Origin of the sequence: Rhizobium indigoferae (assembly GCF_034554815.1) — a bacterium.
Classification (GTDB): domain Bacteria; phylum Pseudomonadota; class Alphaproteobacteria; order Rhizobiales; family Rhizobiaceae; genus Rhizobium; species Rhizobium leguminosarum.
In genome coordinates this window covers 843543-861760 of sequence record NZ_CP140635.1, presented here as the reverse complement: position 1 = coordinate 861760, position 18218 = coordinate 843543, and the positions used below count along the sequence as shown (strand labels likewise).

General features: G+C 59.8%; 16 protein-coding genes and 1 pseudogene. 3 read left to right on the top strand and 14 right to left on the bottom strand.

The window, feature by feature from the left end; genetic code table 11:
• Positions 1-4: 4 nt before the first annotated feature.
• The 9 genes and pseudogenes from U5G49_RS04400 to U5G49_RS04360 form a co-directional block, all read right to left on the bottom strand.
• Positions 5-1384: a polysaccharide biosynthesis protein gene (locus tag U5G49_RS04400; RefSeq protein WP_193444839.1), complete on the bottom strand. Its 1380-nt coding sequence runs from the start codon at positions 1382-1384 to the stop codon at positions 5-7.
• A gap of 2 nt (positions 1385-1386) precedes the next feature.
• Positions 1387-2388 (bottom strand): glycosyltransferase family 2 protein, encoded by a 1002-nt coding sequence (locus tag U5G49_RS04395; protein WP_193444840.1) that lies wholly within the window; start codon positions 2386-2388, stop codon positions 1387-1389.
• Entirely contained in the window at positions 2381-3208 is an 828-nt protein-coding gene (locus U5G49_RS04390; RefSeq protein WP_113543311.1) for a hypothetical protein, read from the bottom strand. Before U5G49_RS04390 ends, U5G49_RS04395 begins: the two co-directional genes overlap by 8 nt.
• The gene (locus U5G49_RS04385; protein WP_193444841.1) at positions 3205-4092 is read right to left on the bottom strand and encodes a DUF6492 family protein; all 888 of its coding nucleotides are present in this window, start codon (positions 4090-4092) and stop codon (positions 3205-3207) included. The genes U5G49_RS04390 and U5G49_RS04385 overlap by 4 nt, the downstream gene beginning before the upstream one ends.
• The gene (locus U5G49_RS04380) at positions 4089-6188 is read right to left on the bottom strand and encodes a hypothetical protein (protein ID WP_193444842.1); all 2100 of its coding nucleotides are present in this window, start codon (positions 6186-6188) and stop codon (positions 4089-4091) included. The genes U5G49_RS04385 and U5G49_RS04380 overlap by 4 nt, the downstream gene beginning before the upstream one ends.
• The gene (locus tag U5G49_RS04375) at positions 6175-7335 is read right to left on the bottom strand and encodes a glycosyltransferase family 4 protein (RefSeq protein ID WP_130715963.1); all 1161 of its coding nucleotides are present in this window, start codon (positions 7333-7335) and stop codon (positions 6175-6177) included. Before U5G49_RS04375 ends, U5G49_RS04380 begins: the two co-directional genes overlap by 14 nt.
• A gap of 26 nt (positions 7336-7361) precedes the next feature.
• Complete coding sequence (locus U5G49_RS04370; RefSeq protein WP_245268248.1) at positions 7362-8078, bottom strand: glycosyltransferase family 2 protein; 717 nt, start codon at positions 8076-8078, stop codon at positions 7362-7364.
• Between the two features lie 173 nt (positions 8079-8251).
• Positions 8252-9508, bottom strand: a complete 1257-nt coding sequence (locus tag U5G49_RS04365; protein WP_246289063.1) for a polysaccharide biosynthesis/export family protein — start codon at positions 9506-9508, stop codon at positions 8252-8254.
• Between the two features lie 285 nt (positions 9509-9793).
• A pseudogene (locus tag U5G49_RS04360) lies at positions 9794-9935 on the bottom strand (IS5/IS1182 family transposase); the annotation flags it as partial.
• 215 nt (positions 9936-10150) lie between these two features.
• Here U5G49_RS04360 and U5G49_RS04355 point away from each other — a divergent pair.
• Positions 10151-11104 carry an NmrA/HSCARG family protein gene (locus U5G49_RS04355; RefSeq protein WP_193444843.1) on the top strand — a complete coding sequence of 318 codons (954 nt, stop codon included), beginning with the start codon at positions 10151-10153 and terminating at the stop codon, positions 11102-11104.
• A gap of 59 nt (positions 11105-11163) precedes the next feature.
• Here U5G49_RS04355 and U5G49_RS04350 read toward each other — a convergent pair whose 3' ends face one another.
• Both U5G49_RS04350 and U5G49_RS04345 read right to left on the bottom strand, forming a co-directional pair.
• On the bottom strand, positions 11164-12084 hold the full coding sequence (locus tag U5G49_RS04350; protein ID WP_018241132.1) for a LysR family transcriptional regulator: 921 nt from the start codon (positions 12082-12084) through the stop codon (positions 11164-11166).
• A gap of 200 nt (positions 12085-12284) precedes the next feature.
• Positions 12285-12884, bottom strand: coding sequence for an NADPH-dependent F420 reductase (locus U5G49_RS04345; protein WP_131605207.1), 600 nt, complete (start codon positions 12882-12884; stop codon positions 12285-12287).
• A 111-nt stretch (positions 12885-12995) separates the two neighbouring features.
• Here U5G49_RS04345 and U5G49_RS04340 point away from each other — a divergent pair, with 111 nt between their 5' ends.
• Complete coding sequence (locus U5G49_RS04340) at positions 12996-13925, top strand: LysR family transcriptional regulator (RefSeq protein WP_193444844.1); 930 nt, start codon at positions 12996-12998, stop codon at positions 13923-13925.
• A gap of 68 nt (positions 13926-13993) precedes the next feature.
• Here U5G49_RS04340 and U5G49_RS04335 read toward each other — a convergent pair whose 3' ends face one another.
• Positions 13994-14983, bottom strand: coding sequence for a LacI family DNA-binding transcriptional regulator (locus tag U5G49_RS04335; protein ID WP_018241129.1), 990 nt, complete (start codon positions 14981-14983; stop codon positions 13994-13996).
• Positions 14984-15596: 613 nt separating this feature from the next.
• Between U5G49_RS04335 and U5G49_RS04330 the strand changes: the two genes are divergently transcribed.
• Entirely contained in the window at positions 15597-17102 is a 1506-nt protein-coding gene (locus U5G49_RS04330) for a DegQ family serine endoprotease (RefSeq protein ID WP_193444845.1), read from the top strand.
• A gap of 143 nt (positions 17103-17245) precedes the next feature.
• Here U5G49_RS04330 and U5G49_RS04325 read toward each other — a convergent pair whose 3' ends face one another.
• Positions 17246-17620: a hypothetical protein gene (locus tag U5G49_RS04325; protein ID WP_193444857.1), complete on the bottom strand. Its 375-nt coding sequence runs from the start codon at positions 17618-17620 to the stop codon at positions 17246-17248.
• A 72-nt stretch (positions 17621-17692) separates the two neighbouring features.
• On the bottom strand, positions 17693-18097 hold the full coding sequence (locus tag U5G49_RS04320; protein ID WP_018241126.1) for a hypothetical protein: 405 nt from the start codon (positions 18095-18097) through the stop codon (positions 17693-17695).
• Positions 18098-18218 lie beyond the last annotated feature (121 nt).

Genomic DNA, 18218 nt, shown 5'->3' with positions numbered 1-18218 from the left:
CCTTTCAAGCCCGTGACGCAATTCCGATTTGGTCGGTCTGGTCGAGGGAATTGCCATATGTCGAGACACCGGCAGCCGCTGATGGCGCGGTAGTGGACGGCGTCGCAGTGCGCCATGCAGCCCAATACAATGCCGGGCACAGAAGGAGGCCTTCTAGCGAAACAGCAATGACCCAGAAGTTGGCTGTGCCTGCGATCCCGAATTGCGCACCGGCGGCAGCGGCCACGATCTCCAGCACCGCACCGCCGATCAGAACGAGCGTGGCAAAACCCAGGCGCCGCCGGACACGTTGAACCGCGAGATAATGATACTTGGACGCCATTCCGAAAGCGGCAAAGCCAAGAAACTGGAGACTATTTCCTGCAATCACAGCATAGGCCGGATTGAATATCCAGAGCATGAAGCGCGACAGGAACAGGAACGCCAAGGCGGTCGCCGCGCAAACCAGCATCGACAAGCCGAGCGACAGGCGCAGGCGCGCGGGAAACAGCTCCGGCTCCCGCACAGCGATTGCAAACAACACCGAGGCGAGTGACGCAGGGACTAGAAGCGCGACGTTCAGCACCGTCCAGGCGGCATAGAAGGCGGCGTTGATCTCAGCGGACAGCATCACCGTGACGACGAAGGGCAGCAGCAGCGCCGGCGCCTGAACAGCCATGCTGAGCGCATGATGGCCTAAAACCTGTCCGAGCGCCGGGCGGAAGGCGTGGATGTCTGGCCGGTGGAAAACGCGCCCACCGGCATAAACAAGAAGCCCGGCCACGACGACCAGCGAGACAAGCTGCCCGGTAAACCAGGTGGTGAAGATCGCCAATTCGCTGCTTGCGCGGCCAAGTGTCAGGCCGAGAGCGATCAGTAGAAGAAGCTTGCTGGCGGCGAAGACGACATTTCGGGCCAGTTGAAGGCCGCTGCGCAGAAGGCCGACCAGGGCCTGGTCGAGCACGAGGGTCACGGCCGTCAGAGCGCAAGCAACAACGAAGAAGAGATCGGTCGCGGAGGAGCCGACGATCGAGCCAAGCTGCGTCGATGTCCAGGCTGCGATAGCAAGATAGATCAGCCCCACCACGATGGAGGCGCTGAACGAGGCAAGGAGCGCGCCCGTCAAAAAAGGGCCTGCTCTTTTCTGGCGGCCTATCTCGCCCATCAGGAAGGGTCCGAGACCGACTTCCCCGAGATTCGCGAGGAGGTTCATCAACGATATGGCGGCGGCGGCGAGCCCCACAGCCTCGGCCGAGAAGGAACGCGCCGCGAACCACCAGTAGACGAAGCCGAGAATGGCCGTCATCAACGTTCCAAGCCCCAACATGCCTGCATTGAGGAGCAGGACCGCCTGATTCATCAGGAGGCTGCGGACCTTGGCAATAGCGGCGTTGAGGGTCATCATGCCTATTCCACCGGTTCGAGAGTGCGAGCAGGAACGGAGGTGAACGGTCGCGTAAGGGCAGCGCGGGTCCGGCCGAGAGCGAAGCCGGCCGCAGTGGCTGCCAGGCCGGCGCCCAGCGCGACGGCGCGAAGAAGGCCGCTCGGCTGGCCAAGCAGCACGTCAGCGAATCCCCGCATAACCCCTTGCGGCAACGTCCTCGTCATATAGGTCTTTTCCGACGCCAGCGCCTCGCCGGAGCCCGCCATCAACGATAGGCAGGCCTTTGAAAGCCCTTCGGCCCAGCAGCGGTGGAGGAAATATTTCCACGTCGCGCGATCGGCGGGTATGGCGTGATCGCTGCCGCTCGATGGCTCGAAGACGAAACGGCCATGCGGCAGGGCCTTGGTTGCACGGATGCAGAGCTCGGTTTCCTCGCATCCGAGCGGCAAAGCCTTGGCCGTTCGGCCCAGGCCGGAATCGAAGCCGCCCGTATGATCGAAGACGGAGCGGCGGATGCACATCGACGCGCCGATGAGGTTGCGCACCGGCCCTGGATGAAGACCGCGGTAGGTGCAGCCAAGAGTCCACAGGAATTCGTCGGGAAACCAGGACGGACGGTCCGTTTCCCACAACGGGCGGATAGCCGACACGGCGCCCAGCACCGAGGGGTCCTCCAGTTGCCAAACCAAGGTCGCCAGCAAATCTTGATCCGACACGGCGTCGTCGTCGAGAAACAGGATGACCTCGCCGCGGCTGACTGAAATCCCGGTGTTGCGGGCACCGGAGAGGCCGGGCGGATGAATATTCTCGACGATCCTGACCGGGGTTTCGAAGCACTTGGCGCGCAGACGCAGCGCGAGTGGCGGATTGTGATCGACGACGACAACGATCTCGTCCGCGGTCGGGACCTGGCGGGCTGCCGCCGCGATTGCCTTGTTGAGAATGTCCCAGCGCTTGTCGGAATAACAGCAGATGACGATTGCCGTCGTGAGCTTGCCGGGCACGGGGTGCTGGAAATCATCCATTTTTCGTCTCCGGAGCGGACTGAAGGGTTATTCCGGTCGGTGCCGGGGACTGGAGCGTGTCGATGGTCATCCAGACCTTGCGGTAGATCGTTCCCCTGTCGCCGCCCTTGTAGAGCCAGGCTTCCAGCCGTGCGGGTGGGCGCGTTTTTGTGGGTACGGAGAATTCGAAGGTTTGGCTGGAGGAAGGCGCCAGTTCGAAGGTTGGCATCTTTCCAATCAACGTGCCGCCCAGAACAAGGTCAAAACTGTAAAGCGTTTTGGCGTCTTCCGAATTGCGCACGCCGACCGTTACCACATTGTTCGTCCAGTTCCATTTGGGCACCATCCAAAGCTCGGTGAAATGAAACGGCTTGCGTTCAAGCGCGACCGGGCGCGCCACGAGGACGGAACTCGCCGCCAAGATCATGGAAACTGCGAAGATCGCAAAACGGCGGCCGGGCCAAGCCCAGGGGATGGCTGGAACCGGCCTTGCGAGCAGCAAAACGACATTCAGCCACCGAAGGGCGATAGTCGTCAGGCCCAGCGCGTAGACCCAGCCTCGCGCATCGAGATGGCCGACGACATGCAGCAGAAGCCCCAGAAAAATGCAGGTCGCCAAGCTCAGGAACACCGCGAACGTCCCCCTGGTGACCACATCGCCCTCGAAGCGCAGGGTGTCCACCAGCATGCGGCCCGGGAAATACAGTAACAGCGGCGCGCAGAGCGCCAAACGGACCAGCTTCTCCCAGGTCGAAAAGGTTTCGGGCAGCCACGTTACGGCCAACGCAGCGGCAAGAACCCACAGCGGAATGATTCCCAGAAAGACACGGCGGGCCATCATCGGGGGCGAGCTCCTGCATTCGCCCATGCCGTTGCGCCGATGATCTGAGCGGCGCCCGGGTTCACCTTCATGAGCTTCTGGCGGATCACATTCGGGTCGAAGGATTTCTGGACGAGATGAACGATCTTGCTGTCCAGCCGGCTCAGCGTGAGGCCGAGGCGGCTATGGATCTGCGTCAGATAGGCCCCGCGCGCGTCGCGTATCGTCGGCGACAGGTGCATCACATCGAGCAGAAAGACGGAATAGAGTGTCCATTCTCCGAACCGCGTCTGGTCTTTTGACGCACTCAGACCCTTGAGCAGCTCGACGTAGGGTGTTGAGCCGTATTTCGACGCGATGTAGTCATTCAGCGCGATGAGCCATTCACGCTTGAAGCAGAAGAAATCGTTGATGAAATCGACGTAGCGAAAAGACCGGGCCGGCTCGACGCCGAGGATCCTTGCGACATTACGCAACCGTTTCTTCTCGAAACGGTAGTGAAGATCGGCAAGCCTGTGGCTGGAATAATAGAGAACCGGTTCGCGCCGGTCGATCAGATCGGTCGTCGCGATGGGCCGCAGCAGCAGTGTATCCGCACCGAGATTGCAGAAATGCTCAGTGCGGCAGAATTCGAAGGCGCGCAGCTTGATGATCTGCTGCCGAAACCAGCCGGGAAGTTCCAGTTCGCTGGCCGAAAGCCAGTCGTTATCGCCGGTGACGGCGGCGCCAGGCACGAGACCCTTCGCGTCGAGGAAGGCTCTTAAAGCGGCAGGGTTGTCCGTGACCATGGTTAGGTTTCCCTTGTCGGGGAAATGCTGCTGGTAGGAGCGAAGGGACGCTTCGAGCAAATATTCGATGTCCCGCGAATGGACGCACATGAAAGCGTCGATACGGCTATCGATCATTGTAAATCTCCGTCTGGTCGTCCCAGGGATTGCGCCGGCTCTCCGGTCCGCCTGGGAGGGGCGGCGGGCTGCCGTGTTTTCCCGAGCCGCCCGACATCGAAAATGACCATGAAGCCGTTGTCGAAGGTGCGGTCGACATCGGGCTCGGAATTGAACTTGAGCAACGACGACGCCTGGAGGGGGACCGTGTGGTTTCGGTCCTGCGCGCCGCCGTCGAAATAGACGCCGACGCCGGGCAAGCCGGTGGTCATGCGCAGATCGACCATGACGAAACCGACGCCCGAGTCGATCAGCAGCTTGCGTTCCATCGGGCCGAGATCGGCAGCGGTGATGGCCATGCCTGTATCCCGCCCGCTCTCAAGCGTGGTCGAGACCTTTTGCCGGCCGTAGGTGGACAGGAGCAGGCGATTGATCCGGTCGGTTGCGAAATGCTGCTCGCCGCCCAGCCATTCCCTGGTCCACTTTGCGGCGCTGATCCCCATCGGTTCTATCGACGAGGAGTCGGCCGAAACTTCATAGCCGGCCGGAACCAGGATACGTGGCCCCTCGGAGCTGATGACGCCAGCGATCAGCACCGTCGTTGCGGCGGCGGCAAGCGACGTTGCGCGCAGCCAGCCACGCGAGGTGCCGTGCCAGAATGCCGCGACGGCCACCGCGACGACGATTGCGACGCCGAGGAAAGATAGCGAGCCGATGCGGTTGCCGATCTCCCACCCACTGCGCGTCAGCCGGAAGATGATACTGACGGGATAGGCCAGCGTCACCAAAACGAGGATCTCGAGAAGGCTTGACCGCCATAGGCGCCATCTGGTCGGCGGCCAGAGGATGCTCGCATTCGGGTGCTGCCCATTGAAAACGAGCGAGCGGAGAAAGCCGGTGAGAAGTCCCAGGCAGATCAGCGCGACGCCCGCCATCGTCAGGTAACGTTGCCAAGCAGGCGCCAGGGCTCCCGTGTCCGACACGAAAAGCTTACGCGTCGAGGTCGAACTCGATACGAGTTGCGCTACCTCGTGTATGCCGCCTGCCAGTACGGGAAAGATGTAGCTGCCGGTGGGGTTCCCGACGATCTTCGACCAGGCGACCGGAGCAATCACGGCGATCGAGGCCAGCAGGATCGCCTGCCGCCTCTGCATAGCGGAAGCGCCCTGCCTCAGGCATTCCATCACCGCCGTGCCGCACAAAAGGGCCGTGCAAAAATAGGAGGTGAGATGATGAGTAGCTGCGAGCGCCACGATCAGGACCATGGTGGCGACGACCGTCGGCCAGCCTGCCGTGTCGCCTCGCTCCAGGCGTCGGCTTTCGGAAGCCAACAGCACCGCCGCAAGCATGGGGATCGCCAGGCTTTCATACGAGTAGTGGACGTCGAACAGCAAAAACGTGGACGAACCCATGTAGATCAGGCAGGCGATGGAGGCGATCCGTGCAGAATTCGTGATCTTCTCAAAGAGCAGGAATAGCGTGAGCATCAGCATCATCCGTGCTGCCGCCAACACGATGAGGCCTGCCGCGAAGACGGACAGTCCGGACAGTTTGACCAAGGCGGACGTTACGAGCTCTAGCCCGGGATAGAGGGGGCTGACCGGCAAAAGGGGATTGGGCAGGAACAGTCGCCCCGCCTCCAGAATGTCGTTAACCGTCGCCCAGTGCAGGAATTCGTCATGGTCTATGAAGGCGACGGGCGCGCGGATCAGGCGTACCACGAAGAGGGCTGAGGTCACGATCACGATGAGCGCCAACCGCTCCAGGCGGCTGGCCCCCGGATGGATGATTCGCGCCGCAGCGGGGAGAAAGATCGCGGCGATGGCGGTATAGAACGTGGGAACCGCCCAGCCCTCTCCCAGCCGACTGGCATTTGCAGCAAGAGCGACCACAATAAGGGCGCAACTGCACAGGAAGGCAAAGGCCGGCGACATCCCCAGCGACGAAGGATCGGCAACACCCCCGACCGCGCTGTCCTGCCTGCGCAGGCCCAGAAATGCGGCGATCCACAGATCGATGCGTGGAATGGAAACCCCTACCATATAGCCATGACGATAAGCTCCGTCCTGGTAGGCCTTCTGCTGGTCTGGAGACGTCCGCCCCTCAACAACGGTCATCGTGCTTCAAATCTCCAAGCAGTGCCGGACCGGTTCGCAGTTCAGGCTGCGGATGCGAAAGTACGCGTCTGTACACCATCAGCAGCCGGTCCGTGCAATCGTCCCAGTCCGGCAAGCTCGTCTCAACCGAGATCGGCCCCGCCTCCATGGCGGCGAGCATTTCACGCGCGGTGAAGTCTGGCGAAGCGTTGAGCGGAATGGATCGCACGAGGCCCTCCTCAGCCAGCTCCCGAAAGCCGGATGTGTCGGTGGTCAGTACGGGAGCCTTGACCGAAAGCGCCTCCATAACCGCCACGGGATGAGCTTCATAATCGCTGAGGAGCACGACAAGAGCGGCCGAAGACAAAAGATCGGCCATTGCGGACCGGTCGGTCGGCGGAATTGCCCCGATCTCGACACGGTTGCCGAGCCCGAGTTCGGCCACCTGCTGACGCAGCTTCGCCTCATAAGGGCCTTCTCCTAGGATCCGAAGGCGCATATCGGGGAATTTCGTTGCCAGCACATTAAATGCAGCAAGCGCCCGATGATGACCTTTGTAGCGCTCCAGCCTGCCGAGCGAGACAATCAGCGGCCTGTCGTGTGGTGAAGCCGGTCGCCGCCCGGACTTTTCCGGCAGGCGCGCGCCATTGGGGATAACGATGAACCTGTCTCTCGCGATTGCCATATTATGGCTGAACAGATCCGCTTCGAACCGCGACACGCCAATGAGTTGCGCTGCTCTGGCGGCCAGAGGCGCAAGCATTCTATGTTGGAAGCGCCGGATCGAGGACCGAAATCGTGACGAATGGCCACCGCTGTGAAAGGTAACCACGAAAGGAAGCCCGTTCCGCGATGCGGCGGCCATTGCCAGCGGTGCCAGGAAGGTGTGGTAGCCCTGAACATGCATCAGGTCCCAATCACCTTCGGCGACCGCCCTGAAGACGCCGGGGGCGAAGCACCAATCCCGCCCACGGGGAAAGGTCTTCAGCCTGACAATCTGCACGCCGTCTCGGCTTTCCGCTGCCGGAAGAAGGCCGTCGGGATTGCCCGTCAAGACCGTCACCGCATGCCCCTTGTGCACGAGCCGGGTTGCGACCTCGCTTACATGGGTTTCCGTTCCTCCGGCAAAAGGCAGGTATCTCGCGCTGAGCATCAAAATGCGCATCATGCGGCCTCGCCCACTAAATCCAGACCTCAGGACATGCCCTGCTCGAGGACTTGGACGCCCGTCGGCGTGCTGACGCGTTCTCGGAAGATCGTCTTCAGCACGCGCCAGCCGTCCGGAAGGGCACGCAGATTGCTGACGCCGTAGATACGCTCCGATTCAAAGCTCGCGACTTCCATGATTTTGAGCTTGTTCTTCAGGGCCCGCAAATTGATCAGCGTCTCAATTTCGAAGCCGTCGCAGTCGGCACGCAGCAAGGGAACATGCCGTTTCCAAAAGCCCATGTAGCCGTAGCACAAATCGCTGAAAGAGCTGCCATAGAGCATCCGGACCAGGAGGGTCAGGCCGAGATTGCCGAAACGGCGGATGACTGTCATGTCGCTGGTGCCGCCACCCTGCATAAAACGAGAACCCTTGACGAAATCCGCACCTGCAACAAGAGCCGCGACGAACAAGATGATTTCGTAGGGATCCATCGAACCGTCAGCATCAAGCATCACGATCATATCACCCGATGCGGCTTCGAAGCCGGTCCGCAATGCGATGCCTTTGCCCTTCTTGGGCTGGAGCACGATCTTGACATCGTCGCGCATGCTTCGCGCTATGTCAGGCGTTCCGTCTGTCGATCGCCCATCGACGATGATGATTTCATGCACCCAGGTCGGTATGCGGGGCAAAAGCAGCTTAATGTTTTCCGCTTCGTTCAAGGTTGGAATGACGAGCGAGGTCCTTGGCAAATTGAACATCGGACCCTGGACCGGCATTGAGGAATGCGAGGATTCTAAAGCTTCGATTGTAGACATAAGCTCTCCATGGCGTTTTGGACCGCGTGACAAATCGCAAATCAACGATGCCCCTGAGCTCTTGGGCCGAGAGGAGGACTAAACTCTCCCAGTCGGGAGGAGTATGCGGCTAAGTCTCAATGGACTTTGATCAGATCGCCAGGCTGTAAGACCGTTTCTTCGGTCGCAGGTTCGACGATGACACCGTTCGGTCCAGGCCGAACGATTTCGAATTCAACATCGGCGGTATCCTCCGACGATACCATGGACCGGAAAATTTCAAGATCGCTCTCGGTCGTCTTCAACGCCGTGGATAGGCCTCTTTCGGCATCCGCTGCTGACTTTTCGATCTCGATCTTGCGTTCGATACGATCGCGCTCGACATCCTGTTTCGCTGCCGCCAACCGTTGCTTTGCGCTCTCGACATCGATGACGGCCTGCTGTTTTCGATCTTCAGACTCAGTCAGTTCGCTTTGCGCCCGGGTCAACTCGATGCTGGTGACAAGCTTGTTTTTGGCCAAATTCTCGATACTTGCCAGCCGATCCTGACGGACCCGAATTGTGGCATCATAATTGCCGACGCGGGCCTGACGCAGATCGAGATCGGCCTGAGCATCGGTAACAGATTTTGCGTAAGCACTGCTCTGCGCATCCTTGCTCGTCGTTACCAATTGGCGCTGCCATGTCTCATCATCCAACAACTGTTGAGCATCGGGATCGGGACCAAAAACAGGTGTGCCAATGCTGGCAATTTGCACGGAATCGCGCTTCGCCCTCAGCACCTCGGTTCGCGACGCAAGCCGCTTCAGATCGGCCAGCCCAGCCTTCAACCGCTCGATCTGGCGTGTAATCTCCACACTCTGCCATGGCTCGATAGTCTTCGCCGTCATGCCACCCGCTTGCGCAACGGCATGCAGAACAGTCATGCCATCAACATATTGAAACGAGCCTGGATTACGAACCGGGCCGGTAATGTAAATCGGCTGGTGCTCAATCCTGACGATGTTGACGAACCCCTTTCTGCCGACCAGACTTTCGTACGAAGGAAGAATTATCGCCTCCACATCGGCCGGAGGAAGCCCTCGAACCGGGAAGCGTCCCAAAAGCGGAAGCGAAATGGTTCCGTCCGCTTCAACGACGTATTCGCCAGTGAGCTCGGGGCGCTGGTAAAAGTTCCAGGGAACCGTGCCCCGTGAGCCCGTCCAGCGATCTTCTACAGAGGCCAAGCTTTCGTAAAATGCGAGATTCAATTTATCGCCTGAACGAAGACCATCACGCAGCGATTGAGGCTGCCGGGCCGAAGTCTCGCCAGAGGTCACAACCGGGGCTGAACCTGTGGACGCAGGTAAATCTTCCGCTGCTGACGTCAATGGAACAATTGCTGCAAACACCATGCACAGTATTGTTTGATGCAGGCGAGAACCGATTCTCGACCTATATTGAGGCATCTCTGGCGATATTATCTTCGAAAGCTTCATGTTTCGAATTTCCGCTTTGAAAGCGCTGAACACTGTCCGATCTCTTTAAGGTTAACATAATATTAACCATATTCAATAGTACTTAACAATGATTAATACATCTGCCAGACAGGCCAAGAGTCTGCGTTGAAAAGAATTCAATAAAAGTAATATCTTGCGGCGACTGGGCAGCACTTCGAAACCTTTGGTCCTATCGGTTTATTTGACGGTCTGCAGGGTGAACTTGCGTCTTTGCCATGCAGCTCTCAGCATTAGTCCATCAGAGCCGCCATCGGCGAAGAGATGTCTGAGCCAACGCCGGCATTTGAGAAGTGGTTTCAAGAACGACACTTGCGCCGTCGCGATGGATGGCGAACCGATTTGTATCCAGGCCCAGCCGGGACGCCATTTATCCAGAAAATGGCATTACGTTATGCATTTCAGATATCTACAGCCATAGAACCTGTTGCGATAGGGTGCCCGCCATCGAGTGGGCTCTCGGCACAGGCCGACCGCTCTCCCGCAAAACGACGCCTGCCACCGTAGCGGCGTCAATGACAGGGAAAGGTTTAAAGCTCTATGTCTGCACATGAAAAGCCACTGATCGCGATTGTCGGTGCAACGAGCAAACAGGGGCGCAGCGTCGCCGCGACACTCCTTCAGAGCCAACGTTTCCGGGTGCGAGCTTTAACCCGGAAAAAGGATTCGCCTGAAGCTTTACGTCTGGAGGAACGCGGCGCTGAAATCGTAGCCGTCCCTCTCGAACTTGGCCGTCAAAAGGACCTCGTCGCCGCCTTCAAAGGCGCGGATGGCGCATTTCTGATGACGCCGCCGATCGCCCCGCCTGAGACAATCGAGGCCCCTCTCGGCCGACAACTGGCGGATGCCGCCGTTGAGGCCGGCGTCGGGCATATTGTTTTCAGCACGCTTGAGAATGTCGACAATATAACCAACGGGACGAAATATGCGCCGCATTTTACCGACAAAGCGCGCGTTGCAGACCATATTCGCGGCCTGCCGGTCTCTCATTCCTTCGTCATGCTGGCATTCTTCTACACGAATCTTCTCGAATATTATGTGCCGCGCATGGAGGGCGATACGCTCCTCTTGCCGATTTATCTTCCTGACGATTTCCGAGCGCCGTTTGTCGATCCGCTGACGGCGACCGGGCCGGTCGTGCTTGAAATTTTCTCAAATCCCGAGCGTTACAACGGGAAAACGCTGCCGATCGTTGGCGATATCATTTCTCCGCGCGAGATGGTCGAAACCTTTCAGCGCGTGACCGGGCTCAAGGCCGCGTATCGAAACGCTTTCACCAGGGATGGCCTGCTGCACTACTTTCCGGAGTTTGCCGCCAACGAACTTCTCGTTCGAGAGCTTCTGGGGATGGTCGAATATGCTGTCGACCATGGCTATTTCGGCAAGGAGCACGACCTCGAATGGAGCCGTCGCCTGAACCCCGACACTCTCAACTGGGAGCAGTATCTCAGGACGACGGGGTGGCGTGGCGATAAGTGGTCTTTCGGACTTTGAAGCATGTCGCGCAAATGTGTGCGCGGTTTTGCGATAACGACACGCTTGAAAACAAGGGCTTACGATGGCCGAATTCCCGGCAATTTGGAAACCTCGGCGACAAGAAAGTCGACGAGAAGCCGAACGCGGGCAATGGCTGCACGCTCTGGAACGATCAGCAAGCTCACCGGAACCGGTAAAGGACGATAGTCGCCAAGCACGACCTCGAGCTGGCCGTCGTCCAGAAGATCGTGGACCAACCAGAGATGTGCAGGACCAATGCCGCGTCCGGCGGCAAAGGCTTCGCGCGCCGCGAGCCCGTGATCGACGCGCAGCTTGCCACTGACCGGGATCATCAGGCTTGTGCCGTCGGGAGAGGACAGAACGAGCTGATCGCTCCCCGCCACATTGGACATCACGACGGTTTCGTAGCGTGACAGATCGGCTGGGCGTTCCGGCCGTCCGTGGGAGGACAAATAGGTTGGAGCGCCCACCAGCAACCGATGGCTTTCTCCGAGCGCATGAAGTTTCATCGCGCTGTCCGCGAGAGGCCCAAGACGGAGTGCGACGTCGACGCCTTCGCGAACCAGGTCGATCCGCTCGTCCGTCAGGTTGAGGTCGACCCGAATGTCCGGATGCTTGTCCTGAAAGTCAAAGATGAGGCGGGTGATGTGCATCACGCCGAGTGCTGCCGTACAGGAAAGCCGAACAGCCCCAGCAGGAGCCCGGCGGGCATCTCTCGCTTCTTCCGCAGCCTGTTCGACCAGGCGTAATATCTGAAGGCAGTTCGTATAGTAGCGGCTGCCTTCGTCGGTAAGGGTGACGCGTCGCGTGGTTCGGCTGAGAAGCGGTACGCCGACAGCCTCCTCAAGTTCATTGAGGTGCCGCGTCACGGTGGATTGACCGACACCCAGCTCTCTTGCGACCATCGACAGGTTGCCGCGTTCGGCGACGCGGACAAAGGTGCGCATTCTGTCCAGAGACAGTCCTGCACTATCCATTTTTCAGCACAGTGATCCTCATTCATTCTATATAGGGAATAATCTCGGCTGTGCCTACTGCATAATTCCTTAAATCGGAACCGATTTAAGGATAAAACTACGCAGCAATTCAAGGTGTTACAGCGTCCTTTGCACGGCTGAAAAGATGCGCGGCGCTGTCGTTCGAGCAAATCGGCCGGATTGATCCGGCCGATCGCTGTTCATCCGAATTTGACGAGGTTGAGGACAGGCAACGGCCCGCCGGGGAATTGCGCGAGCTTGCCGCCGATCGAAATCGGCCCGAGATCGATGCCGGCAAAGCCCAATTTGGAGATCAGCGTCCCCACTTCGGCCTTCGATTGGGCATCGTCGCCGGAATAGAAGAGCACGCGGCTGCCGCCCTCGGCGCGGGGATCGGCTGAAACCAGATGCGCCTGGAGATGGTTGAATGCCTTCACAACGCGAGCACCGGGCACCAGGCCGGCGAAGACCTCAGTCGACAAACGACCATTCAGCTCGGCTGGTTTGAACAGCGGCCCTTCGATCGGATTGTTGGCGTCGATTACGATGCGACCCGCCCAGTTAGGAAGACCCGCCAATGCCTTGGGTAGCTTCGACCAAGGGACGGCGACAAGGACGAGGCCGGCTTTCGCCGCCTCTTCGATTGTCCCCGCCGTAATGTGCGGCGACAGTTCCTCGGTCAGATCCTGCAATGTGTCGGGGCCGCGACTGTTCGAGATCGTGGCGGCGATGCCGTTGCGGGCAAGGGCTCGGGCGAAGGCGGAGCCGATATTGCCGGCGCCAATGATGCCGATGGTCATTGCGATAACTCCATTGTTTGGTTTCGATGGAGTGAATATCGCCTTGTTATTCCCTTGTGATTAGACAGAATTGCCTGTTATCAATTTCAAGCATTGATTGAAAGTGATGGTATGGAGACACTTGCAAACCTGGAATCCTTCGTGCGCAGCGCCGAGCTTGGAAGCTTCTCCTCGGCGGCACGACGGCTCGGCCTGACGCCGGCGGCGGTCAGCCGCAATGTCGCAGCACTTGAAGGCAACCTGAAACTCAGGCTGTTTCAACGAAGCACCCGAAGTCTGACGCTCACGGAAGCAGGCGAGCGCTTTCTGCACTCAATCCGAGATCACCTGGAAAGCCTGCAGGGAGCGATCTCGGAGGCATCGAGCGAACAGTCCGAACCATCCGGCGTGCTGAAACTCAGCATGAGCCCGACACTCGGCATAGGCTACATCCTTCCGCTATTGCCGGAGTTCATGCAGCGATATCCGATGATCCGCCCGGAATGGATGTTCGAAAACAGACAGGTCGATCTGATCGCCGAGGGCTATGATGCTGCGATCGGCGGGGGTTTCGAGTTGACGCCTGGTGTCATCGCCAGGCCATTGGCCCCTGCTCATATTATCCCCGTGGCATCACCGGGATATCTGGGCGATCGGGTTCCGCCTCATGATCCGTCCGGCTTGCACGAACTCGACGGTATCGTCATGCGTTCGATGCGGACGGGTCGAATTCACCAGCGGCAGATGCGCAATCTTGCTGGAGATGAGCAGCCTGCGGTCTTGAAAGAGACGATCGTCGTCAACGATCCCGCGGCCATGCGATCCGCCGCCCTTCTCGGCCTTGGTGTCGCGATGATCGCCAAGGCGGATGCTCTGGCCAATCTGGAGAGCGGAGAACTGACCCGATTGGTCCCGGCATGGTATGCCGACGCAGGCCCGATTTCGATCTATTATGCAAACCGCACCCTGTTGCCCTCCAAGACAAGAGTGTTCATCGACTTCCTGACGGAGGTTTTTCAACGTGAGCGATGGCCGGAACGATTTGCAGGAACACTGGGCTGATATCGATATTTTGAAGGCATTTTTGACTGCCTGCATCGGCAGACGAAAGGCTGGCGAATCGTGCCGAACTAGCGCGTCGAGCCGCGCGGGATGATGGAGAAGCCGCAATCGACCTTGTTTTCGCCGGGCGGCTCGTCGCGGATGGCGCGCCGCAGCATGTCGGCGACGCGGTAGCCGATATCGTAGCGTGGAATCTGAACCGTCGTCAGGGTCGGTTGGGTGAAGGCTGAAAACTCCAGATCGTTGAAGCCGCAGATGCCGACATCCTCCGGCACGCGGATGCCGCGCGCGGCGCATTCGATGAGGACACCGAGCGCCAGATCGTCGCTTTGAGCAAAGACGGCATCGATATCCGGCACGCGCTGCAACAGGCGGGCAAACAATTCCCTGCCGAGGCCGGTGCTGCTTCCCTCATTTCCGCCAATGGCGAGATCAGCATCGAAACGGCCGGCTTCGCCCATCGCGGCCTCATAGCCTTCCTTCCGGCGACGCGAGCGAATATCCGTGCCGCGGCCGATGAAGCCGATCCTCTCATAACCCCTCGATAGCAGGAAGCGGGTGGGTTCGGCGCCGGCCGCATAATGATCGAGGCCGACGACCAGCCTTTCCGGCTCCTGGCTGAGATCGGTGATATGGGCGATCGGACAGGCGGCGTTTTCGATCAGCGACAGAAGATCATGATAGGATTCGGCGCCCGCGATAATGACGCCGGCCGGCTTCTGCGTCAGGAAGGATCTGAGCTCGCCGGCCTCGCCGTCGACATGGTGGAGCGTGTTGGAATATTGCACGCGGAATTCGGTGGTGCGCAAGCAATCCTCGATGCCGATCATCAGACCGGCGAAGCCGTGATGGTGCAAAGCGGGCGTGATGACGCCGATGATGCCGTTGTGGCGGCCGGCGAGTGCCCGGGCGGCAAGATTGGGGATATACCCCATCTCGTCTACCGTGCGCAGGATAGTCTGGCGCAGATCCTCCGAGACGATTTCGGGATTGCGAAGCGCGCGCGAAATGGTGATGGGGCTGACACCCACCTTCTTCGCCACATCGCTCAACTTCACATGCGCACCGCGCCTGGCCTTCCGCCCCCGCTCCACTGCCGTCCTCACCGCCCCCGTTATATCTCGCCCGCGAGACTCGCTTGCCCTCGAATCGCGACCTTTACTTTCTGAAGAAGAAATAATTTAGAGTCTACTAACATTTTATATTCGCAACAGAATCCGGGAATAGAATTTCCAGAAACAGCAACGGGATCGTCTGTCGGCAAATTACGGGCGCGTGCGGCGATCGGATCACCGCCATCGGGAATAAGTCCATTTATTTTCGAATGAAAACATCGCGAAGGACGCGAAGCGAGACAAAACCGGGCCGGAAGTTCTGCAGCGGGGCAGCCGGCCGGAACGCACTTGCAGCGAAGATTAAATTCCCGTCATATCTTACAAATCGGCAATATAAACATGATCAAACTTTAATTTGTAAATCCGCTTGGTGGGATCATATGAATCCCGAGCGCCAATTCTTCTCTTCCCCCCGGTCGCCGCCCCTCGACGACTGCGCGTTCCCCAGAGGAATTGCCGCCAAACGCCATCCGACGCCAGGTCCCAGGACATGGAACCACGACGCCATCCAAAGCCAACCCTCTCGCAAGGGACCACCGCCCAAGGGATCACCACCATGTCACACATCTTACGCAAACATCGCACCGCAGCGCTTGTCGGAGCCGCCATCATCGCCGGCGCGGCATGCCTGCCCTTTGCGATCAATTCGTCCAGCGCCTTTGCCGCGCCGTCCGATGCCGGCGGCGTTCTCGCGCCGAGCGGCTCCTTCGCGTCCATCGTCGATGCCGACAAGCCTGCGGTCGTCACCATCACCACGACAATGAAGGCGACCGATGTCAGTGCCGACCAGCAGGAGTCGCCGATGGACGAGCAGTTCCGCCAGTTCTTCGAGGACCAGGGCATCCCGCTGCCGCACCAGGCGCCGAAAAACCGGCCTTCGCAGCAGGCGATGGCGCTCGGCTCCGGCTTCATCATCAGCCCCGACGGCGTGATCGTCACCAACAACCATGTCATCGACAATGCCGTCGACATCAAGGTGACGCTGGATGACGGCACGGAACTGCCGGCCAAGCTGATCGGCACCGACCCGAAATCCGATGTCGCCGTGTTGAAGATAGAGGCGGGCAAGCCGCTGCAGACCATTGCCTGGGGCGATTCCGATAGGCTGAAGCTCGGCGACCAGATCCTGGCGATCGGCAACCCCTTCGGCATCGGCACCACGGTGACGGCTGGCATCGTTTCGGCGCGCGGCCGCGACCTGCACAGCGGCCCCTATGACGATTTCATCCAGATCGACGCGCCGATCAACCATGGCAACTCCGGCGGCCCGCTCGTCGACCGCAGCGGCAATGTCGTCGGCATCAACACCGCCATCTATTCACCGAACGGCGGCAGTGTCGGCGTCGGTTTCGCCATTCCCTCCGACGAGGCCAAGGCGATCGTCGCCAAGCTGCAGAAGGACGGCTCGATCGATCACGGTTATCTCGGCGTACAGATCCAGCCGGTCACCAGGGATGTCGCCGATGCCGTCGGCCTTGATAAAACAGGCGGTGCGCTGGTTGCCGCCGTCACGGCCGATACGCCGGCCGCCCATGCCGGCCTGAAGCCGGGCGATATCGTCACTTCAGTCGGCGGCGAGACCGTCAAGACGCCGAAGGACCTGTCGCGCCTGGTCGCCGACCTTTCGCCGGGCGCCAAGGAAGCGCTCAGCGTCTGGCGCGACGGCAAGACGATCGATCTCAACGTTACCGTCGGCACCAATGAGGAAGGCCAGAAACAGGCCGGGGCCGAAAGTCCCGCCAGCAAGGGCGAGAGCAGCGGCCAGCCGAGCCTCGGCATCAGCCTTGCCGACCTGACACCCGACGTGCGCCAGCAGCTCAACCTGCCGCGCTCTGTCAACGGTGCGGTGGTCGCCAGTGTCAACCCGGACAAGTCGGCCGCCGCCGCCGGAATTCAGTCCGGCGATGTCATCGTCTCGGTGAACGACAGACCGGTCCATAACACCCGCGACGTCAAGACCGCGATCGCCGATGCCGGCAAGGCCGGCCGCAAGTCGGTGCTGCTGCTCGTCGAACGCGATGGCAACAAAACCTTCGTCGCCGTGCCGTTTGGGGCGGCCTGACAGTCTCCCGAGCTTTTGCCGCAAACAGGAAAAGCCCGCCTAAGGCGGGCTTTTCGACAGACCCCGAGCGGAAAGGCCTTGGAGCCAAGCACCGCTCAGTCAGCAAGAAATCTATAGGGCGCCGTCTGCCCCTCTATTCCTGCTCAGGGAGATTTCAGCGTCGTTGTCTTTGCGCGCAGGCGGGATTTGCCCTTTTGGCGGTTTGCCTCTTGCCGCTTTATCGCGTCGGATTGGCTGCGTTGCGCCGCCTCCAATTGCTGCCGCGTCGGGAGATCATGGTCGTAGGTGGCAGCGCTGAATGCCGTTGCGTTGTCGAACGGACCTTTGTGTGGACGCGCCAGACCATAGGCTTGCTTATCAGCGCTATCGATCCCCTGCTCCGCCGACGGTGAGCGCGCCTGACGAGCCTGCGTTATCAGATCGTCGGCGGTCGAGCTTGACGTCGCGTTTTTCCGCACGGGGGCGATGATCTCGTGCTTCCTGGCCCGATCCTTTTGATCGGCGTGAATCCCAGACATGTCTTCTTCCTTGTTCGTCATGTCATCGCGACGATCGATCGGGCGTTGCCGGTGACGTCGCAGCAGGCGCGTTCACGGGATCTCGGACAATCGTTCAGGCAGCCTGGTTTTGGGAAAGCGGTAAGCTGGCGGCCGCAGCGGTGCGTCCGCGCGACCAGACGCCGTATACCGCGCGATCCGATAGGCTTTCACCGGGGCGCCGCCGTCATCCTGCCATCTGGCAAAGGAGCCGTCTTCCATTGCCTGCGGAAGCGGGCCTGAGCTCAATTGTGTCGCGAGATACATTTTCAGAGCCGATTTCAACGCGGCCTCATCGACGATTCCCATCTGGAAACAATGAATGAGGAAACTTGTGGCGCTGATCTCGCCATCATCGGTCGCGTAGGTTTCGCCGCCGCGAAAGCCGGCCTTTCGGAGGATACGGTCCAGCATTCTCAAATTGTGGATATCGAATAATTGATCTGATGTGGAAGACATTGTGTCCTCCTTCGTTGGGGCTAGGGTTCGCTGGCGCCAGGGCTTACTGGCGCGCCCCAAGCAGCGGTGCCCGTATCGTGCCCGCCGATAGTTCAGCTTGCGCTCTTTGCCATCCGACCGC